17 protein-coding genes and 1 pseudogene are annotated in these 18,020 nt (G+C 74.1%); 14 read left to right on the top strand and 4 right to left on the bottom strand.

Going from position 1 to position 18,020, the window contains the following annotated elements; translation table 11 throughout:
* Positions 1-12: 12 nt before the first annotated feature.
* Positions 13-942 (top strand): aminoglycoside phosphotransferase family protein, encoded by a 930-nt coding sequence (locus tag AB8A24_RS14780; RefSeq protein WP_328964341.1) that lies wholly within the window; start codon positions 13-15, stop codon positions 940-942.
* Between the two features lie 16 nt (positions 943-958).
* Here AB8A24_RS14780 and AB8A24_RS14775 read toward each other — a convergent pair whose 3' ends face one another.
* The gene (locus AB8A24_RS14775; RefSeq protein WP_328964342.1) at positions 959-1,549 is read right to left on the bottom strand and encodes an isochorismatase family protein; all 591 of its coding nucleotides are present in this window, start codon (positions 1,547-1,549) and stop codon (positions 959-961) included.
* Positions 1,550-1,716: 167 nt separating this feature from the next.
* On the opposite strand from AB8A24_RS14775, the gene AB8A24_RS14770 reads away from it, so the two are divergent.
* Positions 1,717-2,712, top strand: a complete 996-nt coding sequence (locus AB8A24_RS14770) for a DJ-1/PfpI family protein (RefSeq protein ID WP_328964343.1) — start codon at positions 1,717-1,719, stop codon at positions 2,710-2,712.
* Positions 2,713-2,735: 23 nt separating this feature from the next.
* Here the strand turns inward: AB8A24_RS14770 and AB8A24_RS14765 are convergent, their stop codons facing one another.
* The gene (locus tag AB8A24_RS14765; protein ID WP_328964344.1) at positions 2,736-3,494 is read right to left on the bottom strand and encodes an anti-sigma factor; all 759 of its coding nucleotides are present in this window, start codon (positions 3,492-3,494) and stop codon (positions 2,736-2,738) included.
* Positions 3,491-4,075 (bottom strand): sigma-70 family RNA polymerase sigma factor, encoded by a 585-nt coding sequence (locus AB8A24_RS14760; protein ID WP_328964345.1) that lies wholly within the window; start codon positions 4,073-4,075, stop codon positions 3,491-3,493. The genes AB8A24_RS14765 and AB8A24_RS14760 overlap by 4 nt, the downstream gene beginning before the upstream one ends.
* Before the next feature lie 222 nt (positions 4,076-4,297).
* On the opposite strand from AB8A24_RS14760, the gene AB8A24_RS14755 reads away from it, so the two are divergent.
* The 4 genes from AB8A24_RS14755 (at position 4,298) to AB8A24_RS14740 (ending at position 9,071) form a co-directional block, all read left to right on the top strand.
* Positions 4,298-4,936 carry a fasciclin domain-containing protein gene (locus AB8A24_RS14755; protein WP_328964346.1) on the top strand — a complete coding sequence of 213 codons (639 nt, stop codon included), beginning with the start codon at positions 4,298-4,300 and terminating at the stop codon, positions 4,934-4,936.
* Between the two features lie 114 nt (positions 4,937-5,050).
* The gene (locus AB8A24_RS14750; RefSeq protein ID WP_328964347.1) at positions 5,051-6,631 is read left to right on the top strand and encodes an SDR family oxidoreductase; all 1,581 of its coding nucleotides are present in this window, start codon (positions 5,051-5,053) and stop codon (positions 6,629-6,631) included.
* Between the two features lie 76 nt (positions 6,632-6,707).
* Positions 6,708-8,087 carry a deoxyribodipyrimidine photo-lyase gene (locus AB8A24_RS14745; protein ID WP_369475992.1) on the top strand — a complete coding sequence of 460 codons (1,380 nt, stop codon included), beginning with the start codon at positions 6,708-6,710 and terminating at the stop codon, positions 8,085-8,087.
* A 45-nt stretch (positions 8,088-8,132) separates the two neighbouring features.
* Positions 8,133-9,071, top strand: a complete 939-nt coding sequence (locus tag AB8A24_RS14740) for an alpha/beta fold hydrolase (protein WP_369475990.1) — start codon at positions 8,133-8,135, stop codon at positions 9,069-9,071.
* Here the strand turns inward: AB8A24_RS14740 and AB8A24_RS14735 are convergent.
* Entirely contained in the window at positions 9,059-10,165 is a 1,107-nt protein-coding gene (locus AB8A24_RS14735) for a MerR family transcriptional regulator (RefSeq protein ID WP_369475988.1), read from the bottom strand. The two genes, AB8A24_RS14740 and AB8A24_RS14735, sit on opposite strands and share 13 nt — an antisense overlap.
* Before the next feature lie 99 nt (positions 10,166-10,264).
* Here AB8A24_RS14735 and AB8A24_RS14730 point away from each other — a divergent pair.
* The 8 genes and pseudogenes from AB8A24_RS14730 to AB8A24_RS14695 all read left to right on the top strand — a co-directional run.
* Positions 10,265-10,834 (top strand): annotated as a pseudogene (locus AB8A24_RS14730) (sigma-70 family RNA polymerase sigma factor); the annotation flags it as partial.
* Between the two features lie 194 nt (positions 10,835-11,028).
* On the top strand, positions 11,029-12,291 hold the full coding sequence (locus tag AB8A24_RS14725; protein WP_328966066.1) for an FAD-dependent oxidoreductase: 1,263 nt from the start codon (positions 11,029-11,031) through the stop codon (positions 12,289-12,291).
* Positions 12,288-13,079 carry a DUF1365 domain-containing protein gene (locus AB8A24_RS14720; protein ID WP_328964351.1) on the top strand — a complete coding sequence of 264 codons (792 nt, stop codon included), beginning with the start codon at positions 12,288-12,290 and terminating at the stop codon, positions 13,077-13,079. Before AB8A24_RS14725 ends, AB8A24_RS14720 begins: the two co-directional genes overlap by 4 nt.
* Positions 13,076-14,374 carry a class I SAM-dependent methyltransferase gene (locus tag AB8A24_RS14715; RefSeq protein ID WP_369475986.1) on the top strand — a complete coding sequence of 433 codons (1,299 nt, stop codon included), beginning with the start codon at positions 13,076-13,078 and terminating at the stop codon, positions 14,372-14,374. The genes AB8A24_RS14720 and AB8A24_RS14715 overlap by 4 nt, the downstream gene beginning before the upstream one ends.
* Positions 14,371-15,186 carry a DUF1295 domain-containing protein gene (locus AB8A24_RS14710; protein WP_369475984.1) on the top strand — a complete coding sequence of 272 codons (816 nt, stop codon included), beginning with the start codon at positions 14,371-14,373 and terminating at the stop codon, positions 15,184-15,186. The genes AB8A24_RS14715 and AB8A24_RS14710 overlap by 4 nt, the downstream gene beginning before the upstream one ends.
* Positions 15,183-15,842: an alpha/beta fold hydrolase gene (locus AB8A24_RS14705; RefSeq protein WP_328964354.1), complete on the top strand. Its 660-nt coding sequence runs from the start codon at positions 15,183-15,185 to the stop codon at positions 15,840-15,842. Before AB8A24_RS14710 ends, AB8A24_RS14705 begins: the two co-directional genes overlap by 4 nt.
* Positions 15,843-16,224: 382 nt before the next feature.
* A complete protein-coding gene (locus tag AB8A24_RS14700) occupies positions 16,225-17,352 on the top strand; it encodes an ATP-binding protein (RefSeq protein WP_328964355.1) in 1,128 nt (375 codons plus the stop codon).
* The gene (locus AB8A24_RS14695; RefSeq protein WP_328964356.1) at positions 17,340-18,014 is read left to right on the top strand and encodes a response regulator transcription factor; all 675 of its coding nucleotides are present in this window, start codon (positions 17,340-17,342) and stop codon (positions 18,012-18,014) included. Before AB8A24_RS14700 ends, AB8A24_RS14695 begins: the two co-directional genes overlap by 13 nt.
* Positions 18,015-18,020 lie beyond the last annotated feature (6 nt).

The following is an 18,020-nucleotide window of genomic DNA, read 5'->3' as shown; positions in this document are numbered from 1 at the left end:
CGGTTGGCGCGTATGACACATACCGAGACGCACGACCGGACAGAGGTCACCGCGGAGCTGGTCCGGGACCTGTTGCGCGATCAGCACCCCGACCTGGCGGACCGCCCCGTGCGGTTCGGTGCCCGTGGCTGGGACAACCAGCTGTGGCGGCTCGGGGAGGACCTCGCCGTCCGGCTGCCCTGGGCGACGCCGGCCGCGGACGCGCTGCTGCGCAAGGAGCACGCCTGGCTGCCCGTCCTCGCCCCGGGCCTGCCGCTGCCGGTTCCCGTACCGCAGCGCATCGGCGAGCCCTCCGAGAGGTTCCCGCGTCCCTGGATCGTCACCACCTGGGTGCCCGGTGAGCCCGCCGACCGCGCCCCCGCCACGAACGCCACGGCCGCGGCCGACGCCCTGGCCGCCTTCCTGACGGCCTTTCACCGACCGGCTCCCGAGGGGGCACCCGTGGGCAACCACGGCCGTGGGGGGCCACTGGCCGAGCACGCCGACGCGTTCGCCGACGGGCTCGCCACCGCCGCCGACATGGGGCTGATCCCCGACCCGGACGCCGTTCGCGCGGTCTGGGAGGACGCCGTCGCCGCGCCCGTCTGGGCGGGCCCGGCGATGTGGCTGCACGGTGACCTCCACCCGGCCAACGTCCTCACCGCGGGCGGCACCCTGTGCGGCGTGATCGACTTCGGTGATCTCTGCGCGGGCGATCCGGCCTGCGACCTCGCCGCCCCGTGGACCCTGCTGCCGGACGGCGCCGTCGACCGCTTCCACGCCTCCTACCGGCCGGCCGTGGACGACGCGACCCGGCGCCGCGCCCGTGGCTGGGCGGCGCAGCGAGCCCTCGGCGGCATCCTCATCGGCGAGGCGGGCGTCCGCGGCCGCCCGGGCGGCAAGCCCACCTGGGGCCCACCCGCCCAGGCCGCCCTGCGACGCCTCGTGGCGACGGCGGGCTGACGGACCGGCCGCCGCCTCAGCCGAGGGAGGAGACGGACGGGACGACGACCCCGTAGAGATCGGCGATCGTCGCGAGCGCGGCGTGGTGGAGCTGTTCGGCGGACACCTCGGCCACCGCCGTCCGCAGCGGCCGGGTCGCGCACGCGTCCGCGACCACGGTGGGCCGGTTGCCCCGCAGGAACGCGCCCTCCGCGGTGAAGGTCACGCACATGTGGGTCATGAACCCGGCGAGGAGGACGTCCTTGTGGCCGGCGGCGTCGACGTGGTCGCCCAGGTCGGTCTCGACGAACCCGTTGGGGACCGTCTTGACGACCACGACCTCGCCGTCGACCGGAGCCACCCGGGGATGGATCCGGCCGATCTCGGCCCGGATGTCGTACGGGCTTCCCTCGCCGCCGTCGTTGATCACATGGATGACCTTCGCCCCGGCCGCACGGGCCCGGTCCAGCAGCGCGGCGCCGGCGTCGAGGGCGGCCTCCCACCCCGTCAACTCCATCACGCCTCGGGTGTAGGTGTTCTGGTAGTCGATCAGGATCAGCGTCGCCTCGGCCGGTGACGCCGGGTTCCGGTCGAGGCCGATCAGATCGCGCAGGGTCGCCTTGGACATGGAAATACCCTCCTGGGGTGTCGTTCGAGAGGTTCCGGGCCGCGGAGCGGCGGCCGTGCTCTCCACGCTATGACCGCCCCCGGATGTCGGCAATGTCATCCAACCCGCAGAAACCGACATACGGTGGGTCCTGACACGACCGTCGTCGCACCGAACGGAGACACCCCTTGAGCACCGCCGGACGGTTCATCGTCGTCGTCCTCTTCGACGGCGTCGACCTGCTGGACGTCACCGGCCCGCCGGAGGTGTTCGCCCTGCTGCGGCGGGAGCTGGGCGAGGCGTCGGGCTACCGGGTGGCCCTGGCCGCCGAGACCATGGACCCCGTCACCACCTCCGCCGGGGTCCGCATCCTCCCGGACACCACCTTCCAGGAGGTGGCCGGGCGGAGCATCGACACCCTGCTGGTGCCCGGGTCGGTCGAGGTGGACGAACGGGGTCGGGTCCGCGCCGTCGCCGACCCCGCCGTGGTCGACCGGGTACGGACCCTCGCCGCCACGGCCCGGCGCGTCGCATCCGTCTGCGTGGGCGCGCACATCCTCGCCGACGCCGGGCTGCTGGACGGCAGGCGGGCCACCACCCACTGGTCGACCGCCCGCCAACTCGCCGACGAGCACCCCTCGATCGAGGTCGACGCCGATCCGATCTTCATCCGGGACCGGGACGTGTGGACCGGCGCCGGCATCAGCTCCTGCCTCGACCTCTCGCTCGCCCTCGTCGCCGACGACTTCGGCGAGGCCGTCGCCCTGCGCGTCGCCCGGCAGCTGGTGATGTATCTGAAACGGCCCAGCGGACAGAGCCAGTTCAGCGTTCCGCTCGAACCGGTGTCGACCACGCGGCGCATCGAGGACCTGCGCCACTACATCACGCGCAACATCGCCGAGCAGCTGACCGTCGCCGACCTCGCCGAACAGGCGCACGTCGGCGAACGGCAGCTCACCCGGATCTTCAAGACGGAACTGGGCATGACCCCGGCCGCCTACATCGAATCCGCCCGGGTCGAAGTGGCCCGCAACCGGCTGGAGTCCACGGACGACACCCTCGAACGCGTCGCGACCGTCTGCGGCTTCAACACGACCGACACCCTCGTCCGTGCCTTCCGCCGCAAGCTCGACACGACGCCGACGGAGTACCGCAACCGCTTCCGGGCGTCCTCCACGGTCTGACCGGGGAGGGGCCCGGAGGCCGGTCAGACCGTCGGGAAGGTCAGCAGGGCCACCGGATTCGAGGTCGGCCGCGGCGAGCCGCCGGCCGGTTCGACGGTGACACCCATCCCCGACGCCGTGTCGACCGGACCGTCGAGGAGCGTGGCCGTCGCCGGGGTACCGGAGCCCATCAGGCCCGCCGGACGCATCTTGCCGCCGCCGTCGTTGTACCAGAGCTGGTACACCTTCCCGCTGGGCGGCGCCGGCAGCCCGGAGGCCGCGAAGACCGCCTGGTTACGGGAGTCCGAGACCACCACGGTGCCCACCGCTCCGTCCCGCAGCGGCGCCGTGGCCACCCGGGCGTCGGCGGCCGCGAGGACCGCGCCCACGGCATCGTTCGCGAGCCTGGCCCGCTGCGCCTGCTGCCGGGCGTCCTCGGCCTGCTCGTACTGCGCCACGGCGACACCGCCCAGCGCCACGGCCCCCGCGAGGCAGGCCGCCAGGGCCCAGCTCGGCACCGGCCGCCAGCGGGGCCGTACGTGGCCGCCGCGACCGGTCCGCGCCGTCGTGGGTGGATCCTGGCGTACGGTCGCGATCCGGCGCAGCACCTCGTCGCGCAGCGCGGCACTCGGCGGCGCCGCGACGGCGAGCCCGAGGCGCGTGACGGTCTCGGAGAACTCCCGGACCTCCTGGGCGCAGGACGCGCAGTCGGCGAGGTGCCGCTCGACGGCGGCCCGCTCGCCCGGATCCAGGGCGTCGAGCACGTACGCGCCCGTCAACGTGTGCAGATCCGCGGTGTTCACACGCCCACCCCCAGGCAGTCACGAAGCCGGATGAGCCCGTCGCGCAGCCGTGTCTTCACGGTACCCAACGGAAGGGCCAACAACTCCGCGACCTCCCGGTGGGTCAGGCCGCGGTAGTACGCCAGAGTGACCGCCTGGCGCTGCATCTCGCTGAGTCCGTGCAGACAGCGCCGTACCTGCTCGCGCTCCAGCCGGCTCTCCACCTGCTCCACCACCTCGTCGTAGGCCGTGGTGTGGTCCAGCAGCGCCGCCCGCTTCTCGCGGTTGGTCGACGCCTGCGCGGAACGCACCCGGTCGACGGCCCGGCGGTGGGCCAGGGTCAGCACCCAGTTCATCACCGAGCCCCGCGCGGGTTGGTAGCGGGCGGCGGTCCGCCAGAGCTCGACCAGTACCTCCTGGGCGACCTCCTCGGACTGGGCCGGGTCCCGCAGCACGGACCGTACGAGGCCCAGTACGGGGCCCGACACCGCCTCGAAGACGGCCGTGAACGCCTGCTGATCACCGCGGGCCACCCGGCCCATCAATTCCGGCAGGTCGGGAGCGGCCGACGGGTGCCGGCCTATGCGCACGTTCTCTCTCACCGGGGAGGTCCTCCAGGAGTACTCGGTTGCACAGCTCGTTCGGAGCCGAGGGGCAGGCGGATGGGTCGCGGCGGGCGGTGCCTTCGGCAGCCCCCGGGCCGTCGATCGGCAGCTTGTACGAGCTGCCACTCGTTCGGGTGAGGAGGCCATCCGGATGAGGGCCCGTGCCGAATTGCCGGCGTGATTCACCGATGGGTGGGTCCCGTAGACGCAGGAGAGACCATGAGCATTCACACCTTCCGTCGTGCCGCCCTCGCGGTGACCGCCGCAGTGCTGCTTCCGCTGGCACTGTCCGCCTGTTCGGAGGAGAGTACGAGCAATGAGGGGGCCGCCGCGCCCGACGCGGTCTCTTCGCCCGATCCGATCGGCGACACCGGCCCGGGAGCGGGCGCTCCGTTCGGCCCCGCGTGCGCCTCGGTGCCCAAGAGCGGCGCGGGTTCCTTCGACGGCATGGCGCAGGACCCGGTCGCCACCGCCGCCTCGAACAACCCGGCGCTGTCGACCCTGGTCGCGGCCGTGAAGAAGGCCGGCCTGGTGGACACGTTGAACAATGCCCAGAACATCACGGTGTTCGCGCCGACGAACGACGCGTTCGCGAAGATCCCGAAGGCGGACCTGGACAAGGTCCTCGCCGACAAGGAGACCCTGACCAAGATCCTCACCTATCACGTGGTGGGCGAGAAGCTCACCCCGACGCAGCTGGGGAGCGGCTCCTTCCAGACCCTCCAGAAGGGAATGATCACCACCAAGGGCTCGGGCACCGCCTACCAGGTGAACAACACCTCCAAGGTGGTCTGCGGCGACGTCCCCACCGCCAATGCCACCGTCTACATCGTCGACACGGTCCTCATGCCGAAGTAGGCGCGCTCGCGCTCCGCACGATCACCTCGTGGGCGGCGGTCCGTGCATCCGGCCGGACCGTACCCCCGGAAGAACTCCGGGGGAGCACCCGCGACACCCGATCGGAGCAACTCGATGACGGACGCACAAGGACCCTCGGCCCCGGGCACACTGTGCCTGGTCACCGGAGCCACCGGCTACATCGGCGGCCGGCTCGTCCCCGAGCTCATCACCGCCGGCCACCGGGTGCGCTGCCTCGCCCGCACTCCCGAGAAACTGCGCGACCACCCCTGGGCCGGGCAGGCGGAGATCGTCCGCGGCGACGTCACCGACGCCGTGTCGCTCGCCTCCGCCCTGCGGGGCGTCGACGTCGCCTACTACCTCGTGCACGCCCTCGGCACCGGGCGCGACTTCGAGCACACCGACCGCCTGGCCGCGCGGAACTTCGCCGAGCAGGCCCGCGCCGCCGGCGTCCGCCGCATCGTCTACCTGGGCGGACTCACCCCGGGCGGGGTGCCCGACCGCGACCTCTCGCCCCATCTGCGCTCCCGCGCCGAGGTCGGGCGCATCCTCCTGGCCTCCGGGGTCCCCACCACGGTGCTCCGCGCCGCCGTCATCATCGGCTCCGGCTCGGCCTCCTTCGAGATGCTCCGCTACCTGACCGAGCGGCTGCCCGTGATGGTCACCCCCAGCTGGGTGCGCACCCGTATCCAGCCCATCGCCGTCCGCGACGTGCTGCGCTACCTGGTCGGCAGCGCCCGGATGCCCGCCGAGGTCAGCCGCGCCTTCGACATCGGCGGCCCCGACGTCCTCACCTACCTCGACATGATGCGCCGCTACGCCCGCGTCGACGGGCTGCCCCAGCGGCTCATCCTGCCCGTACCGGTCCTCACCCCGCGGCTGTCCAGCCACTGGGTCGGCCTGGTCACCCCGGTGCCCCGCGCCATCGCCCGCCCCCTCGCCGAATCCCTCAAGTACGAGGTCGTCTGCGACGAGCACGACATCGCCACCTGGGTGCCCGACCCGCCCGGCACGCCCCTCGACTTCGACACGGCCCTCACCTACGCCCTCAGGAAGGTCCGGGACGCCGAGGTCCTCACCCGCTGGTCCTCCGCCTCGGTGCCCGGCGCCCCGAGCGACCCGCTGCCCACCGACCCGGACTGGGCCGGCGGCAGCCTCTACTCCGATGTCCGTGAGCGCACCGTCGAGGCCTCGCCGCAGGCCCTGTGGCGGGTCGTGGAGGGCATCGGCGGGGAGAACGGCTGGTACTCCTTCCCGCTCGCCTGGGCCGTCCGCGGCTGGCTCGACCGGCTCGTCGGGGGCGTCGGACTGCGCCGGGGCCGCCGCGACGCCGCACACCTGAGGGTCGGCGACTCCCTGGACTTCTGGCGGGTCGAGGAGATCGAACGCGGCCGGCTGCTCAGACTCCGCGCCGAGATGCGGCTGCCGGGCCTCGCCTGGCTGGAGATGCACGCCGAGCAGGACGGGGACGGGCGCACCCGATACCGGCAGCGGGCGCTGTTCCACCCGCGCGGCCTGGCCGGTCACCTGTACTGGTGGAGCGTCTCCCCGTTCCACGCCGTGGTCTTCGGGGGCATGGCCCGCAACATCGCGCGCACGGCGGAGGCGGGTGACGACCGCGGGCCGGCCGCGTCCACGGAACCCGCCGCGGCCGGCGCGTCCGGTGCATCCGCCGCGGCCGCCCGCGCCGAATGACGGGCAAGGCCAGCCCAGCGACCACCGCGCGGCACCCGCAGGGTCCGCCCGGTGGCCCGATGCCAGGAGCAGCACCATGAACGTCTCGGTCGTCCTGTTCACCTCGGACCTCCGCGTCCACGACCATCCGCCGCTGCGCGCCGCGCTGGGTTCGGGGAACGAGACCGTCCCGCTCTTCGTCCGCGACCCGGCGGTGGACCGCGCCGGCTTCGCGGCCCCCAACCGGCTCGCCTTCCTCGCGGACTGCCTCGCCGGACTCGACGCCGGGCTGCGCGAGCGCGGCGGCCGGCTCGTGGTGCGCTCGGGGGACCCCGTCGCCGAGGTGTGCGCCGTCGTACGGCAGGCCGACGCCGACGAGGTGCACATGGCGGCCGGGTGCAGCGCCTTCGCCCTGCACCGCGAGCAGCGGCTGCGCAGCGCCCTGGAGGCCGACGGGCGACGGCTGTACGTCCACGACGGTGTCGTCACCGCCCTGCCCGCCGGCGCCGTGACCCCCGGCGGATCCGATCACTTCGCCGTCTTCACCCCCTACTTCAGACGCTGGTCGCGCGAGCGGCTGCGCGAGCCGCTCGCCGCTCCGCAGCAGGTCCCGGTGCCCGGCGCGATCCGCTCGGAGGCGCTCCCGTCCCGCGACGAGGTCGCGTCCGTCTCGGCGGGCCTGGCCACCGGGGGCGAGCGGGAGGGCCGGCAGCGGCTCACGGACTGGCTGGGGGAGTACGCCGACGGGTACGAGGAAGGCCACGACGACCTCCCCGGCGACGCCACCTCCCGCCTCTCCCCGTACATCCACTTCGGCGCGGTCTCGGCGGCCGAGGCCGTGCACCGGGCGCGATCCCGGGGCGGAGCTGGCGCCGAGGCCTTCGTACGGCAGCTCTGCTGGCGCGACTTCCAGTACCAGCTCCTCGCCGCCCGCCCCGGCGCGGCCGTCCGGGACTACCGCTCCCGGGCCGACCGCTGGCGGCGCGGCAAGGCGGCCGAGGCCGACCTGCGGGCCTGGAAGGAGGGCCGCACCGGCTATCCCGTGGTCGACGCGGCCATGCGGCAACTCGCCCACGAGGGCTGGATGCCCGGCCGGGGCCGGCTGCTCGCCGCGTCCTTCCTGACCAAGACGCTCTACATCGACTGGCGCGCCGGAGCCCGTCACTTCCTCGATCTGCTGGTCGACGGCGACGTGGCCAACAACCAGCTCAACTGGCAGTGGGTGGCCGGTACCGGGACCGACAGCCGCCCCAACCGGGTGCTCAATCCGGTGATCCAGGGCAAGCGGTACGACCCCGACGGCGCGTACGTGCGGCGCTGGGTCCCGGAACTCGCCGAGCTGCCGGGCCCGTCGGTGCACGAGCCCTGGCAGCTGGCCGGCCTGGAACGGGCCCGGTACGACTACCCCGACCCCCTGGTCGGGCTCCCCGAGGGGCTGGCCCGCTTCCGCCGGGCCCGCGGCAAGGACGGTCCGTGACCCCACCGGCTGTCGGTGGTCACCGCACGGTGCCAGACTGGACGGGTGTTCGGAAGTCGCCCGGTCCGGGCCCGTCACGTGTCCGCCGCCGTCGTCACCCTCACCGTCTCGCTCGCGCTGTGCGCGGGGGCGGTGCCCGTTGCGGCCGCGGACGACGGGGCCGACCCGGCCCGCCCGGTGGACATCGGCGGCGCCCGCCGCGTGCTGCTGGACTGCCGCGGATCCGGGTCCCCCACGGTCGTGCTCGTGTCCGGGGCCGGGGGCGCGTCGGACGAGTGGACCCACATCGTGGACGCCGCCCGGCCGGAAGCCGAGCCGAAGCCCGATCCGTCGGCCGTGCTCACGGAGGTCGCCCGGTTCACACGGGTGTGCGCCTACGACCGCCCCGGCACGACCCGGCTGGACGGCACGCCGAACCGTTCGACGCCGGTCACCCGGCCCACCACGGCGGCGGCCGGCGTCGAGGACCTGCGGGCGACGCTCGCCGCGGCCGGTGAGCATCCGCCGTACGTCCTGGTCGGCGCCTCCTGGGGAGCGATGATCGCCTCGCTGTACGCACGGACCGAACCGGCGCGGACCGCCGGGCTGGTGACCGTCGACGGGGCCTCCCCGTTCCTGAAGGACACCCTGACACCGGCCCAGTGGGCGACGTGGATGGACAAGATCCGGGCCGCGGACTCCGGGAAGGGCCTCGAAGCACCCGACTACCCCGCCGCCGTACGGGAACTGCGCGCGGCGCCGGCCCCGCCGCGCGGCCTGCCCGCCGTCGTGCTCACCTCCGACCGTCCGTGGGACCTCGCGGTCGGAGGCGGATCGACCTGGCCGGCCTGGTTGGCCGCCCAGCGGAGCCTGGCCGAGGAGTTGCGGGCCCGGCACGTCACCGACACCGACAGCGGCCACGGCATCGCCGTCGAGCGGCCGCGACTCGTCGCCCGGGCGATCCGCGACGTGGTCGAGCAGGCCCGCGCCGGTCAGGAGCGTTGAAGGGCCGCTCCGCCGCCGCTTCCCGCTCCGCCGCCTCCTCCCACCGACCCGTCGCCTCCTCCTCCCGGCGCGGTCGTCGCCGCCTCGCACAGTCCGCGCAGCAGGCCCAGGGCTTCCCGCAGCCCGCCGGGGCGCAGCATGCCCGGAGCGGGCGCCGGCCCCGCCCAGCCGGGGCCCGCCAGGAGGACCGTGGTCCGGGCCCGGGCGCCCTTGACCCCCCAGGCGGTGTCGGCGACATGCCGGGCCAGGGCATGGTGCGCGGTGGAGCGGGCCTGGGCCCACAGCACGACCGCGCCGGGCCCCGTCCGGCGCACGGCCTGGACGAGCGCCTCCGGCGGTACCGCTGCCCCGAACATCCGGGCGGGCAGGCCCAGTTCGGCGAGACCCGCGGCGAGCGCCTCCAGTGGGAGGGTGTGCTGCTCGCCCGGTACGCACGCCAGCAGGATCGGGGGAGCGCTCGCCCGGGGCCCGGACAGCGCCCCGATGCTCACGCGGCGCAGCGCCGTCGAGACGTGCCAGGAGAGCAGGTGCTCGACCTCGACGTACTGGTCGCCCGAGGTCTCCCACTTGCGCCCCACCGCGTGCAGGGTCGGCACCATCACCTCCTCCCAGGTGGTGACCAGGCCGTACTCGCCGATCAGGGAGCCGAGCATCTCGTCCATGGTCGGCGAATCGAGGCGGACGGCGGCCCGGCCGAGCCCCCGGCACTCCTGGCGCACATCGCCGAGCGGCAGGCCGTTGCCCGATCCCGGCTGACGGGCCGGCGCGGGGGAGGCAGCCGCAAGCGCGACGGGCACCGACCGGGCCCGGGCGGCGCGTGCGGCCTCCGCGGGCGGCACCCCCGACGCGGTCAGGCGGCACATCTCCTGCAGGACGGCGATGTCCCCGGGGGTCCACCGCCGGTGCTTGCCATCCTCGCGGGCGGCGGGCCCGATGCCGTACCGCCGGTCCCAGGAGCGCAGCGTCGTCGGGGCGACCCCCAGCCGGCGTGCCACGGCGCCGGTGGTGATTCCGTGCGCGGGACCGGCGGGCTCGGCGGTCCCGCCGGTCCCGCGGATCCCGCCGATCTCGCCGGGCTGTGCGGACTCGTTCATGGATCCATCATGCGACGCACAAACGATGCGAGTGGAATCGATGCGCGAGCGGGTCGGAATCTGGACGGGAACCGGACCCGGCCCCGAGGAGCAGTCGCCATGACCGCACAGAGCGTCACCGCCCGGCCGTCCCCCGTGTCCGCCGTCCGGGAGCAGCTCCTCGACCACGAGGTCGTCGAGGGTTTCGTGCGCGGCGACGAGCGGTGCCTGAGCGCCGCGTACCGCCGCTGGGGCGGCCTCGTCCTCGCCCTGGCCACCCGCACCCTCGGCGATTCCAGAGAGGCCGAGGACGTCAGCCAGCAGGTCTTCCTGGCCGCCTGGCAGGGCCGCGCCAACTACCGGCCGGAGCGCGGGCCGTTTCCCGGCTGGCTGGTCGGCATCACCCGGCGGAAGATCGCCGACGCCCTCACGGCCCGGACCCGGCGGCTCGACCTGGTCGCCGCGGCCGGCGCCGCCCTGCCGCCCACGGACGCGCCGCCGGCGGGCCCGGAAACCGTCCTGGACCGGCTGCTCCTCACCGGCGAACTGGCGAAACTGCCCCGCGCGCAGCGGGAGGTACTGGCGATGGCCTTCTACGCGGACCTCACCCAGGCCCAGATCGCCGAGCGCACCGGACTGCCGCTGGGCACCGTCAAGAGCCACGCCCGGCGGGGGCTGCACCGGATGCGCCACTGCCTCGGCGGCGAGGCGCGCGCCGGCGCCAGTGGCAGCGGCAGCGGTGGTGTCAGCGGTGGTGGGGCAGCGGTTCCGGCCGGCCCCCGGCGCCCGTCGGAACAAGATTCCCATCCGCGGGTCGACCGGCGCCGAAGTACCCGTGAAACGCCCGGCACCGGTCGTGCCGGGCAGGCGAGCGCGAGGGGTTGATCGACGTGGACCGGCGGAGAGTCGCTGTGGTGGGCGGGGGCGTGGCGGGACTGACGGCCGCCCACATCCTGCAACGCGCCTACGACGTGGTGCTGTACGAGGCGGACGACCGCCTCGGCGGACACGCACACACCCATGAACTGACCACCGAGGACGCGGGAACGGTCCACGTGGACAGCGGATTCATCGTGCACAACGAGCGCACCTACCCGCACCTGCTGCGGCTGTTCCGGGAGCTCGGCGTCACCACGCAGGAATCCGAGATGAGCATGTCCGTACGGTGCGACGGCTGCGGCCTGGAGTACGCGGGCGCCCGGGGCGCGGCCGGACTGCTCGGCGGAGGCAACCTGCTGCGCGGCCGCCACCTGCGCATGCTCGCCGAGGTGCCGCGCTTCCACCGCGCCGCCCGGCGACTGCTCGCCTCCCCCGACAGCGGGCAGACCCTGGGGGAGTTCCTCGACGGGCACGGCTTCTCCCGCTACTTCGTCGGCCACTTCGCCATCCCGCTCGTCGCGGCCGTCTGGTCGTGCGCGCCGGACACCGCTCTCCAGTACCCCGCCCGGTACCTCTTCCGCTTCCTGGCCCACCACGGACTGCTGTCCGTCAAGGGATCCCCGCAGTGGCGTACGGTCACGGGCGGTTCGGCCGACTACGTGGCCAAGGCCGCCAAGCACCTCACCTCCGTCCGCACCTCGACCCCGGTCCGGGCCGTCGTGCGGGCCGCCGACCACGCGCGCGTGCTCACGCCGGACGGCGACTCGACCCCGTACGCCGCCGTGGTCGTCGCGGTCCACCCCGACCAGGCGCTGCGCCTGCTGGCCGATCCGACCGAGGACGAGGTCCGGATCCTCGGCGCGTTCAGCTACTCCCGCAATCCCACGGTGCTGCACCGCGACACCTCGCTGCTGCCCCGCTCCCCGCACGCGCGCGCCTCGTGGAACTACTGGCTCCCCTCCTGCTCCGCGCGGCCCGAGAGCGTCCAGGTCAGCTACGACATGAACCGGCTCCAGCAACTGCCGACCGCCGAGCCGCACATCGTCACCCTCAACGCCCGCGGCCGGGTCGACCCCTTCGACGTGATCGCCCGCATGGTGTACGAACACCCCGTCTACACTCCCCGGTCCGTCGCGGCGCAGGAGGAACTGCCCCGGCTGAACACGTCCGTGATCGCCTTCGCCGGCGCCTATCACGGCTGGGGCTTCCACGAGGACGGCTGCCGCTCCGGCGTCGCCGCGGCCGAGGCCCTGGGGGTGCGGTGGTGAACGGCATCTCCGCCGGGCCGGCCGCCCCGCCCCGCGTACCGGCCCTCTACACGTGCACGGTGGCCCACACCCGCACCACCCCGGTCCGGCACGCCTTCCGGCAGCGCACCTACCTGTGGCTCATCGACATCGACGACCCACCCCGCATACCCCGGGCGCTGCGCCCGCTGGCCCGGTTCGACCCCCGCGACCACTTCGGTGGCGAGGCCCCCACCCTGCGGGCGGGCCTGCAGGCCGAACTCGCCGCCCACGGCGTGGCGGACGCCGACGGCCGCGTGCTGATGCTCGCCCACGCCCGGGTCCTCGGCCACGTCTTCAACCCGCTCACCCTCTACTGGTGCCACGACCGCGCCGGCACCCCGGTCTGCGTCGTCGCCGAGGTCCACAACACCTACGGCGAGCGCCACTGCTACCTGCTGCGCCCCGGCGCCGACGGACTGACCGACGTCCCCAAGGACTTCTACGTCTCGCCGTTCTTCGCGGTCGAGGGCTTCTACCGGATGCGGCTGCCCGTACCCGGCGACGACCTCGACCTGACCGTGCAACTGCGCCACGGCGACGGGACCTGCCCCTTCACCGCGACCGTGCGGGGCAGCCACCGCCCGGCCGGCGTCCGCACCCTGCTCGGGGCCGCGCTGCGCCACCCGTGGTCCACCGCCCGGGTCTCCCTCGGTATCCGCTTCCACGGCATCCGCCTCTTCCTCCGCGGCCTCCCGGTCCGTCCCCGTCCCGTCCGTCCCGTCCGCCCCGCCTGTCCCGTCCGCCCCCCGCAGGAAGGCACCCTGTGACCGTCTCGTACATCCCGGCCCACGAGAGCGCGCTCGCACCCGTCGACCCGGCGCGCCGGCCCGACGTGGTCCCGCCGCCCCGCACCTCGGCCCTGCGTACCGCCGTCGCCGAGCGGATCCTCCGCCGGGCCCTCGCCCGGCTCCCGCTGCGGGTCCGCAGCGGCCTCCGGGAGCCGGCCGCGTACGACGTGCCCCGGCAGGCCGGAGCGCTGCCCACCCTCACCCTCCACGACCCCGAGGCCTTCCACCGCCGGATCGCCGCGGACGGCCTGATCGGCTTCGGCGAGTCGTACATGGCCGGGGAATGGGACAGCGACGACCTGGTCGGCGTCCTGACCGTGCTCGCCACCCACGTCGACGACCTCGTGCCGGCGCCGCTGCGCCGGCTGCGCGACGCGTGGGTACGCCGACGCCCGGAACAGCAGCGCAACACCCCCGAGGGGGCGCGGGAGAACATCCACCGCCACTACGACCTGTCCAACGAACTGTTCACGCTGTTCCTCGACCGGAGCATGAGTTACTCCTCGGCGGTCTTCGCCGCCTTCCCCGCCCAGCCCGCCACCTTCACCGCCGCCCAGCACCGCAAGATCGACCGGCTCCTCGACCTCGCGGACGTCGGACCGGGCACCCGGCTGCTGGAGATCGGCACCGGCTGGGGCGAGCTGGCCGTCCGGGCCGCCTCCCGGGGCGCCGAGGTACTGACCGTGACGCTCTCCGCCGAGCAGCGCGACCTGGCCCGCGAGCGCATCGCCGCGGCCGGTCTCGGCGACCGGGTCACCGTCGAACTGCGCGACTACCGCCACGTCGAGGGCTCCTTCGACGCCGTCGTCAGCGTGGAGATGATCGAAGCGGTCGGCGCCGAGTACTGGGCCACCTACTTCGCCGCCCTGCGCCGGCTCCTCGCCCCGGGCGGCCGCGTCGCCCTCCAAGCCATCACCATGCCGCACGAGCGCATGCTCCTCACCGCCCGCACGCACACCTGGATCAGCAAGTACATCTTCCCCGGGGGGCTCATCCCCTCCCGCGAGGCGATCGCCCGCACGAGCGCGGCGGCCGGTCTGAGCACCGTGGCGGACGACGGCTTCGGCGACCACTACGCGGAGACGCTGCGGCTGTGGCGCGAGGAGTTCGACCGACAGGCCGACTCCGTCGCCGCCCTCGGCTTCGACCGCACCTTCCACCGCATGTGGGAGCTCTACCTCGCCTACTCAGAGGCCGGATTCCGCTCGCGCTACCTGGACGTACGCCAACTGCTGCTCACCGCCGACGATCACGGGCCACTGGAGCCCCGATGACCCTCGAATGGGGCGCGCTGTCCCTCAACCTGGCCGCCGCGGCCGGCGCCGCGTTCGCCGTCATGCTGGCCACCTTCGCCGTCGCCACGGTCAAGGGCCTGCACCGGATCGTCGACATCGCCTGGGGGGTCGCCTTCGCCGCGGTGGCCCTCACCAGCTGGCTGCTGTCGGCGGGGTACGGCGACGACGGCCGGCGTCTCGCGGTCGCCGCGGCGACCGTCGTGTGGGGACTGCGCCTGGCCCTGCACATCGCCGGGCGCGGCCGGGGACACGGCGAGGACCCGCGCTACGCCCGCATGCTCGCCCGGGCACCGGGCAGCACCCGGCTGTACGCCCTGCGCAAGGTCTACCTGCTCCAGGGCGCGCTGGTCTGGCTCGTCTCGCTGCCGGTGCAGGCCGCGTCGTACGTGCCCGTACCGCTCGGGCCGCTCGCCGCCGTCGGCCTGCTGCTGTGGGCGAGCGGACTGCTCTTCGAGGCGGTCGGGGACCTCCAGCTGGCCCGCTTCAGGCAGCGCCCCGAACACCGGGGCACGATCATGGACAGGGGTCTGTGGAGCTGGACCCGGCACCCCAACTACTTCGGCGACTTCCTCGTCTGGTGGGGTCTTTATCTGTTGGCCTGCGCCACCTGGCAGACTGCGGCACTCACGCTGGTCTCACCGCTGGTGATGAGCGCGCTGCTGATCTGGGGCAGCGGCAAGAGACTGTTGGAGGCGCACATGGCGGACCGGCCCGGCTACGCCGACTACGCGGCCCGCACCAGCGGGTTCTTCCCGCGTCCGCCGCGCCGCATAGGCCAGGAGGCACGGTGACGGCCGGGACCGAGCGGGACACGGAGTCCACCGGCCAGGGCCGCTCCCTCGTGCTCCGTACGTCCCCCGCGACACCGGCGGCCGCGGTCCTGCTGCTGCACGGAGGGCGCGAGGAGGGGCCGGAGCCGCCTCCCCTGGTCAACCTGCCCGCGCTGCGGATGCGGCCCTTCGCGGCCGCCGTCGCCCGCGCGACGCGCGGGCGCGACGTCCTGGTGGCGGAGGTGCGCTACCGCCACCGCGGCTGGAACGGCTCCCGCTGCGACGCCGCCCGCGACGCGGAGGCGGCCCTCGCGCGGCTGCGGTCGCTCGCCGGGGACGTACCGGTGGTCCTGGTCGGCCACTCGATGGGGGGTCGAGCGGCACTCCGGGCGGCCGGCGCACCCCTGGTCCACGGCGTGGTGGCCCTCGCGCCCTGGTGTCCGCCGGGTGAACCGGTGGACCACCTCGCGGGCCGCCGGCTCTACCTGTTGCACGACGAGGAGGACCGGGTCACCTCGGCCGCCGGGTCCTGGGAGTTCGTCCGCCGGTCCCGGCTCGCGGGCGCCGACGCCACCGCCATCCCGATGTCCACGGGCGGGCACGCGATGCTCCGTGGCGCGGGTGCCTGGCACCGGCGCACCGCCGCGCTCGTCACCGGCCTGGTCACCCGGGACTGAGCCCCGCCGACCGAGCCCCTCGAGGGAACGCGGCCCACGGCATCGACCGCGTCGAGATCCGGATCGACGAGGGGCCGTGACAGGAGGCCGATCTCGCCATCGAGGACACCCGCGACACCTGGTGCCGGTGGCCGGCATGCCGTCGTCGTCCTGGCCGGACGGCCGTCGCCATGGCGTCGGACCGGCGTCGGGAACACCTTTCCGGCCGACCTGTGGTGCCCCCTCGGCCAAGCCCGTGAGCAGGCCGGTACGCGCCTATTTGACGTGCACCTGCTAGGGCAAAATGGCAGATGTCACAGGCAAATCGGTACGGGAGGGTGTGGTCTTGGCGTTGCTGTCCTTACCGGTACGGCGCATACGGGCACTACGGGGGACGAGCGGGGTGGGATCCGGCCTGCAACGCGCCCAGTCCTTCATGATCGTGGCCACCCTCCTGTACCGGGCGAGCCATCTGACCGTGGGCGCCCTCGCCGTCGCCCAGCGCCGGTCGGAACTGCCCCTGCAGTACGCGGGATTCGCCGCCGCCCTGGGACTGAGCGCGCTGACCTACGGCACCGCCCTGCGGCGCGGCTGGTTCGACCGGCGGCACATCTGGGCGGACGCCCTGATCGTCGGATGCCTACTGCCCCTGGTCCTCTGCACCTGGGGCGGCCTGCGCGAGCCGCCCGCGATCGCGTGGGCCATGTTGCTCGGCGGATCGGCCAGCGCCGTCGCGGCCATCTCCCTCGAACGACTGCACGCCCTCGTCGTCATCGCCCTGCTCGTGGTCACCCACTTCATCGGCTACCAGGCGGTGGGCGCGAGCCCCGCCGTGATTCTCGGCCATCTCAACTCGATCGTGTCCTCGGCCGTGATGACCTGGCTCTTCCGCTGGTACCTGCTGCGCCAGGGCCGCCTCCTCGACGAGGCCAACGCCCGCGCGGTGGCCGCCGAGGCCCACAAGGCGCGCTACGCCGAGCGGCTGGAACACCACCGGGCCCTGCACGACACCGTCCTCGCCACCCTGACCACCCTGGCCTCCGGTTCGGTCGACGCCAACGCCCCCGAGGTGCGTCGGCGCTGCGCGCGCGAAGCCGCGTACCTGCGCCGGCTGATCCAGCAGACCGCGGACGAGGTCCACCACAGGGAGATCGGCACCGCCCTGGAGGAGGCGGTCGGCTCCGTCGAGAGCCTCCAACTGCGGGTCACCGCCCAGTACCACGACCTGCCGCAGGTGCCTCCCGAGGTGGCCGCCGCGCTCGGCGACGCCGTCCGCGAGGCCCTGAACAACGTACGGCGCCACGCGGGCACCGGACACGCCTACCTCACCGCCACCAGGGACCCGGACGGACGCGGGGGAGCCCTCGTCACCGTGGTCGACCGGGGTCCCGGATTCGACCCCGAGCAGTACCGGCCCGGCCTCGGCCTGCGCCGCTCGATCCACGACCGGATGGTGGAGGTGGGCGGCCGGGCGACCGTGGACACCGCCCCCGGCGAGGGCGTACGGGTGGAGCTGAGATGGCCCGGGTGATCACCGTTTCGGTGGTCGACGACGACCGGATGCTCCTCGACGGCCTGCGGGCCTGGCTCGGCGGCGTGCCGGAGCTACGGCTCGTGGCGACCGCCGCCACCGTCGGCGAGCTCCTCGGCGCACCGGACGCACAACCGCCCTACGGCTTCGGCGCGACGGCCTGCTCCCCGCCCGACATCGTCCTCCTCGACCTCGTCCTGCGCGACGGCTCCGCCCCCGCCGACAACATCCGGCGACTGCTGCGGACCGGCAGCCGCGTCCTGATGATCAGCACGGTGCCCGACCGCTCCCGGATCATCGAGGCCATCCGGGCCGGCGCCGACGGCTACCTGACCAAGGACCACGACCTGCCCACCCTGGTCGCCGCCATCAAGGACCTGGCCTCCGGCCAGGGCGCCCTCTCCGCGGAACTCGCCTTCGCCTGCGCCTACGACGACAGCCCCGCCCGCCCCCGCCTCTCGCCCAGGGAACGGCAGATCCTCCTCGACTACGCCTCCGGACTGACCCTGAAGTCCGCCGCCCGGCGGGCCGGTATCACCGTCCACACCGCCAAGGACTACCTGGACCGGGTCAAGGCCAAGTACCAGCAGGCGGGCCGCCCCACCTACACCAAGCTCGACCTGGCCCAACGGGTACGGGAGGACAGTCTCGACGGGGGCTGACCACCC

The organism is Streptomyces sp. BF23-19 (assembly GCF_041106355.1).
Classification (GTDB): domain Bacteria; phylum Actinomycetota; class Actinomycetes; order Streptomycetales; family Streptomycetaceae; genus Streptomyces; species Streptomyces virginiae_A.
The sequence above is the reverse complement of the archived record's forward strand: the minus strand, read 5'-3'. Positions and strand labels throughout refer to the sequence as shown.

Coding starts and splice junctions, on each gene's coding strand:
- AB8A24_RS14780 (WP_328964341.1), top strand. CDS start 13: ATGACACATACCGAGACGCACGACCGGACAGAGGTCACCGCGGAGCTG.
- AB8A24_RS14775 (WP_328964342.1), bottom strand. CDS start 1,549: ATGTCCAAGGCGACCCTGCGCGATCTGATCGGCCTCGACCGGAACCCG.
- AB8A24_RS14755 (WP_328964346.1), top strand. CDS start 4,298: ATGAGCATTCACACCTTCCGTCGTGCCGCCCTCGCGGTGACCGCCGCA.
- AB8A24_RS14750 (WP_328964347.1), top strand. CDS start 5,051: ATGACGGACGCACAAGGACCCTCGGCCCCGGGCACACTGTGCCTGGTC.
- AB8A24_RS14745 (WP_369475992.1), top strand. CDS start 6,708: ATGAACGTCTCGGTCGTCCTGTTCACCTCGGACCTCCGCGTCCACGAC.
- AB8A24_RS14735 (WP_369475988.1), bottom strand. CDS start 10,165: ATGAACGAGTCCGCACAGCCCGGCGAGATCGGCGGGATCCGCGGGACC.
- AB8A24_RS14710 (WP_369475984.1), top strand. CDS start 14,371: ATGACCCTCGAATGGGGCGCGCTGTCCCTCAACCTGGCCGCCGCGGCC.
- AB8A24_RS14695 (WP_328964356.1), top strand. CDS start 17,340: ATGGCCCGGGTGATCACCGTTTCGGTGGTCGACGACGACCGGATGCTC.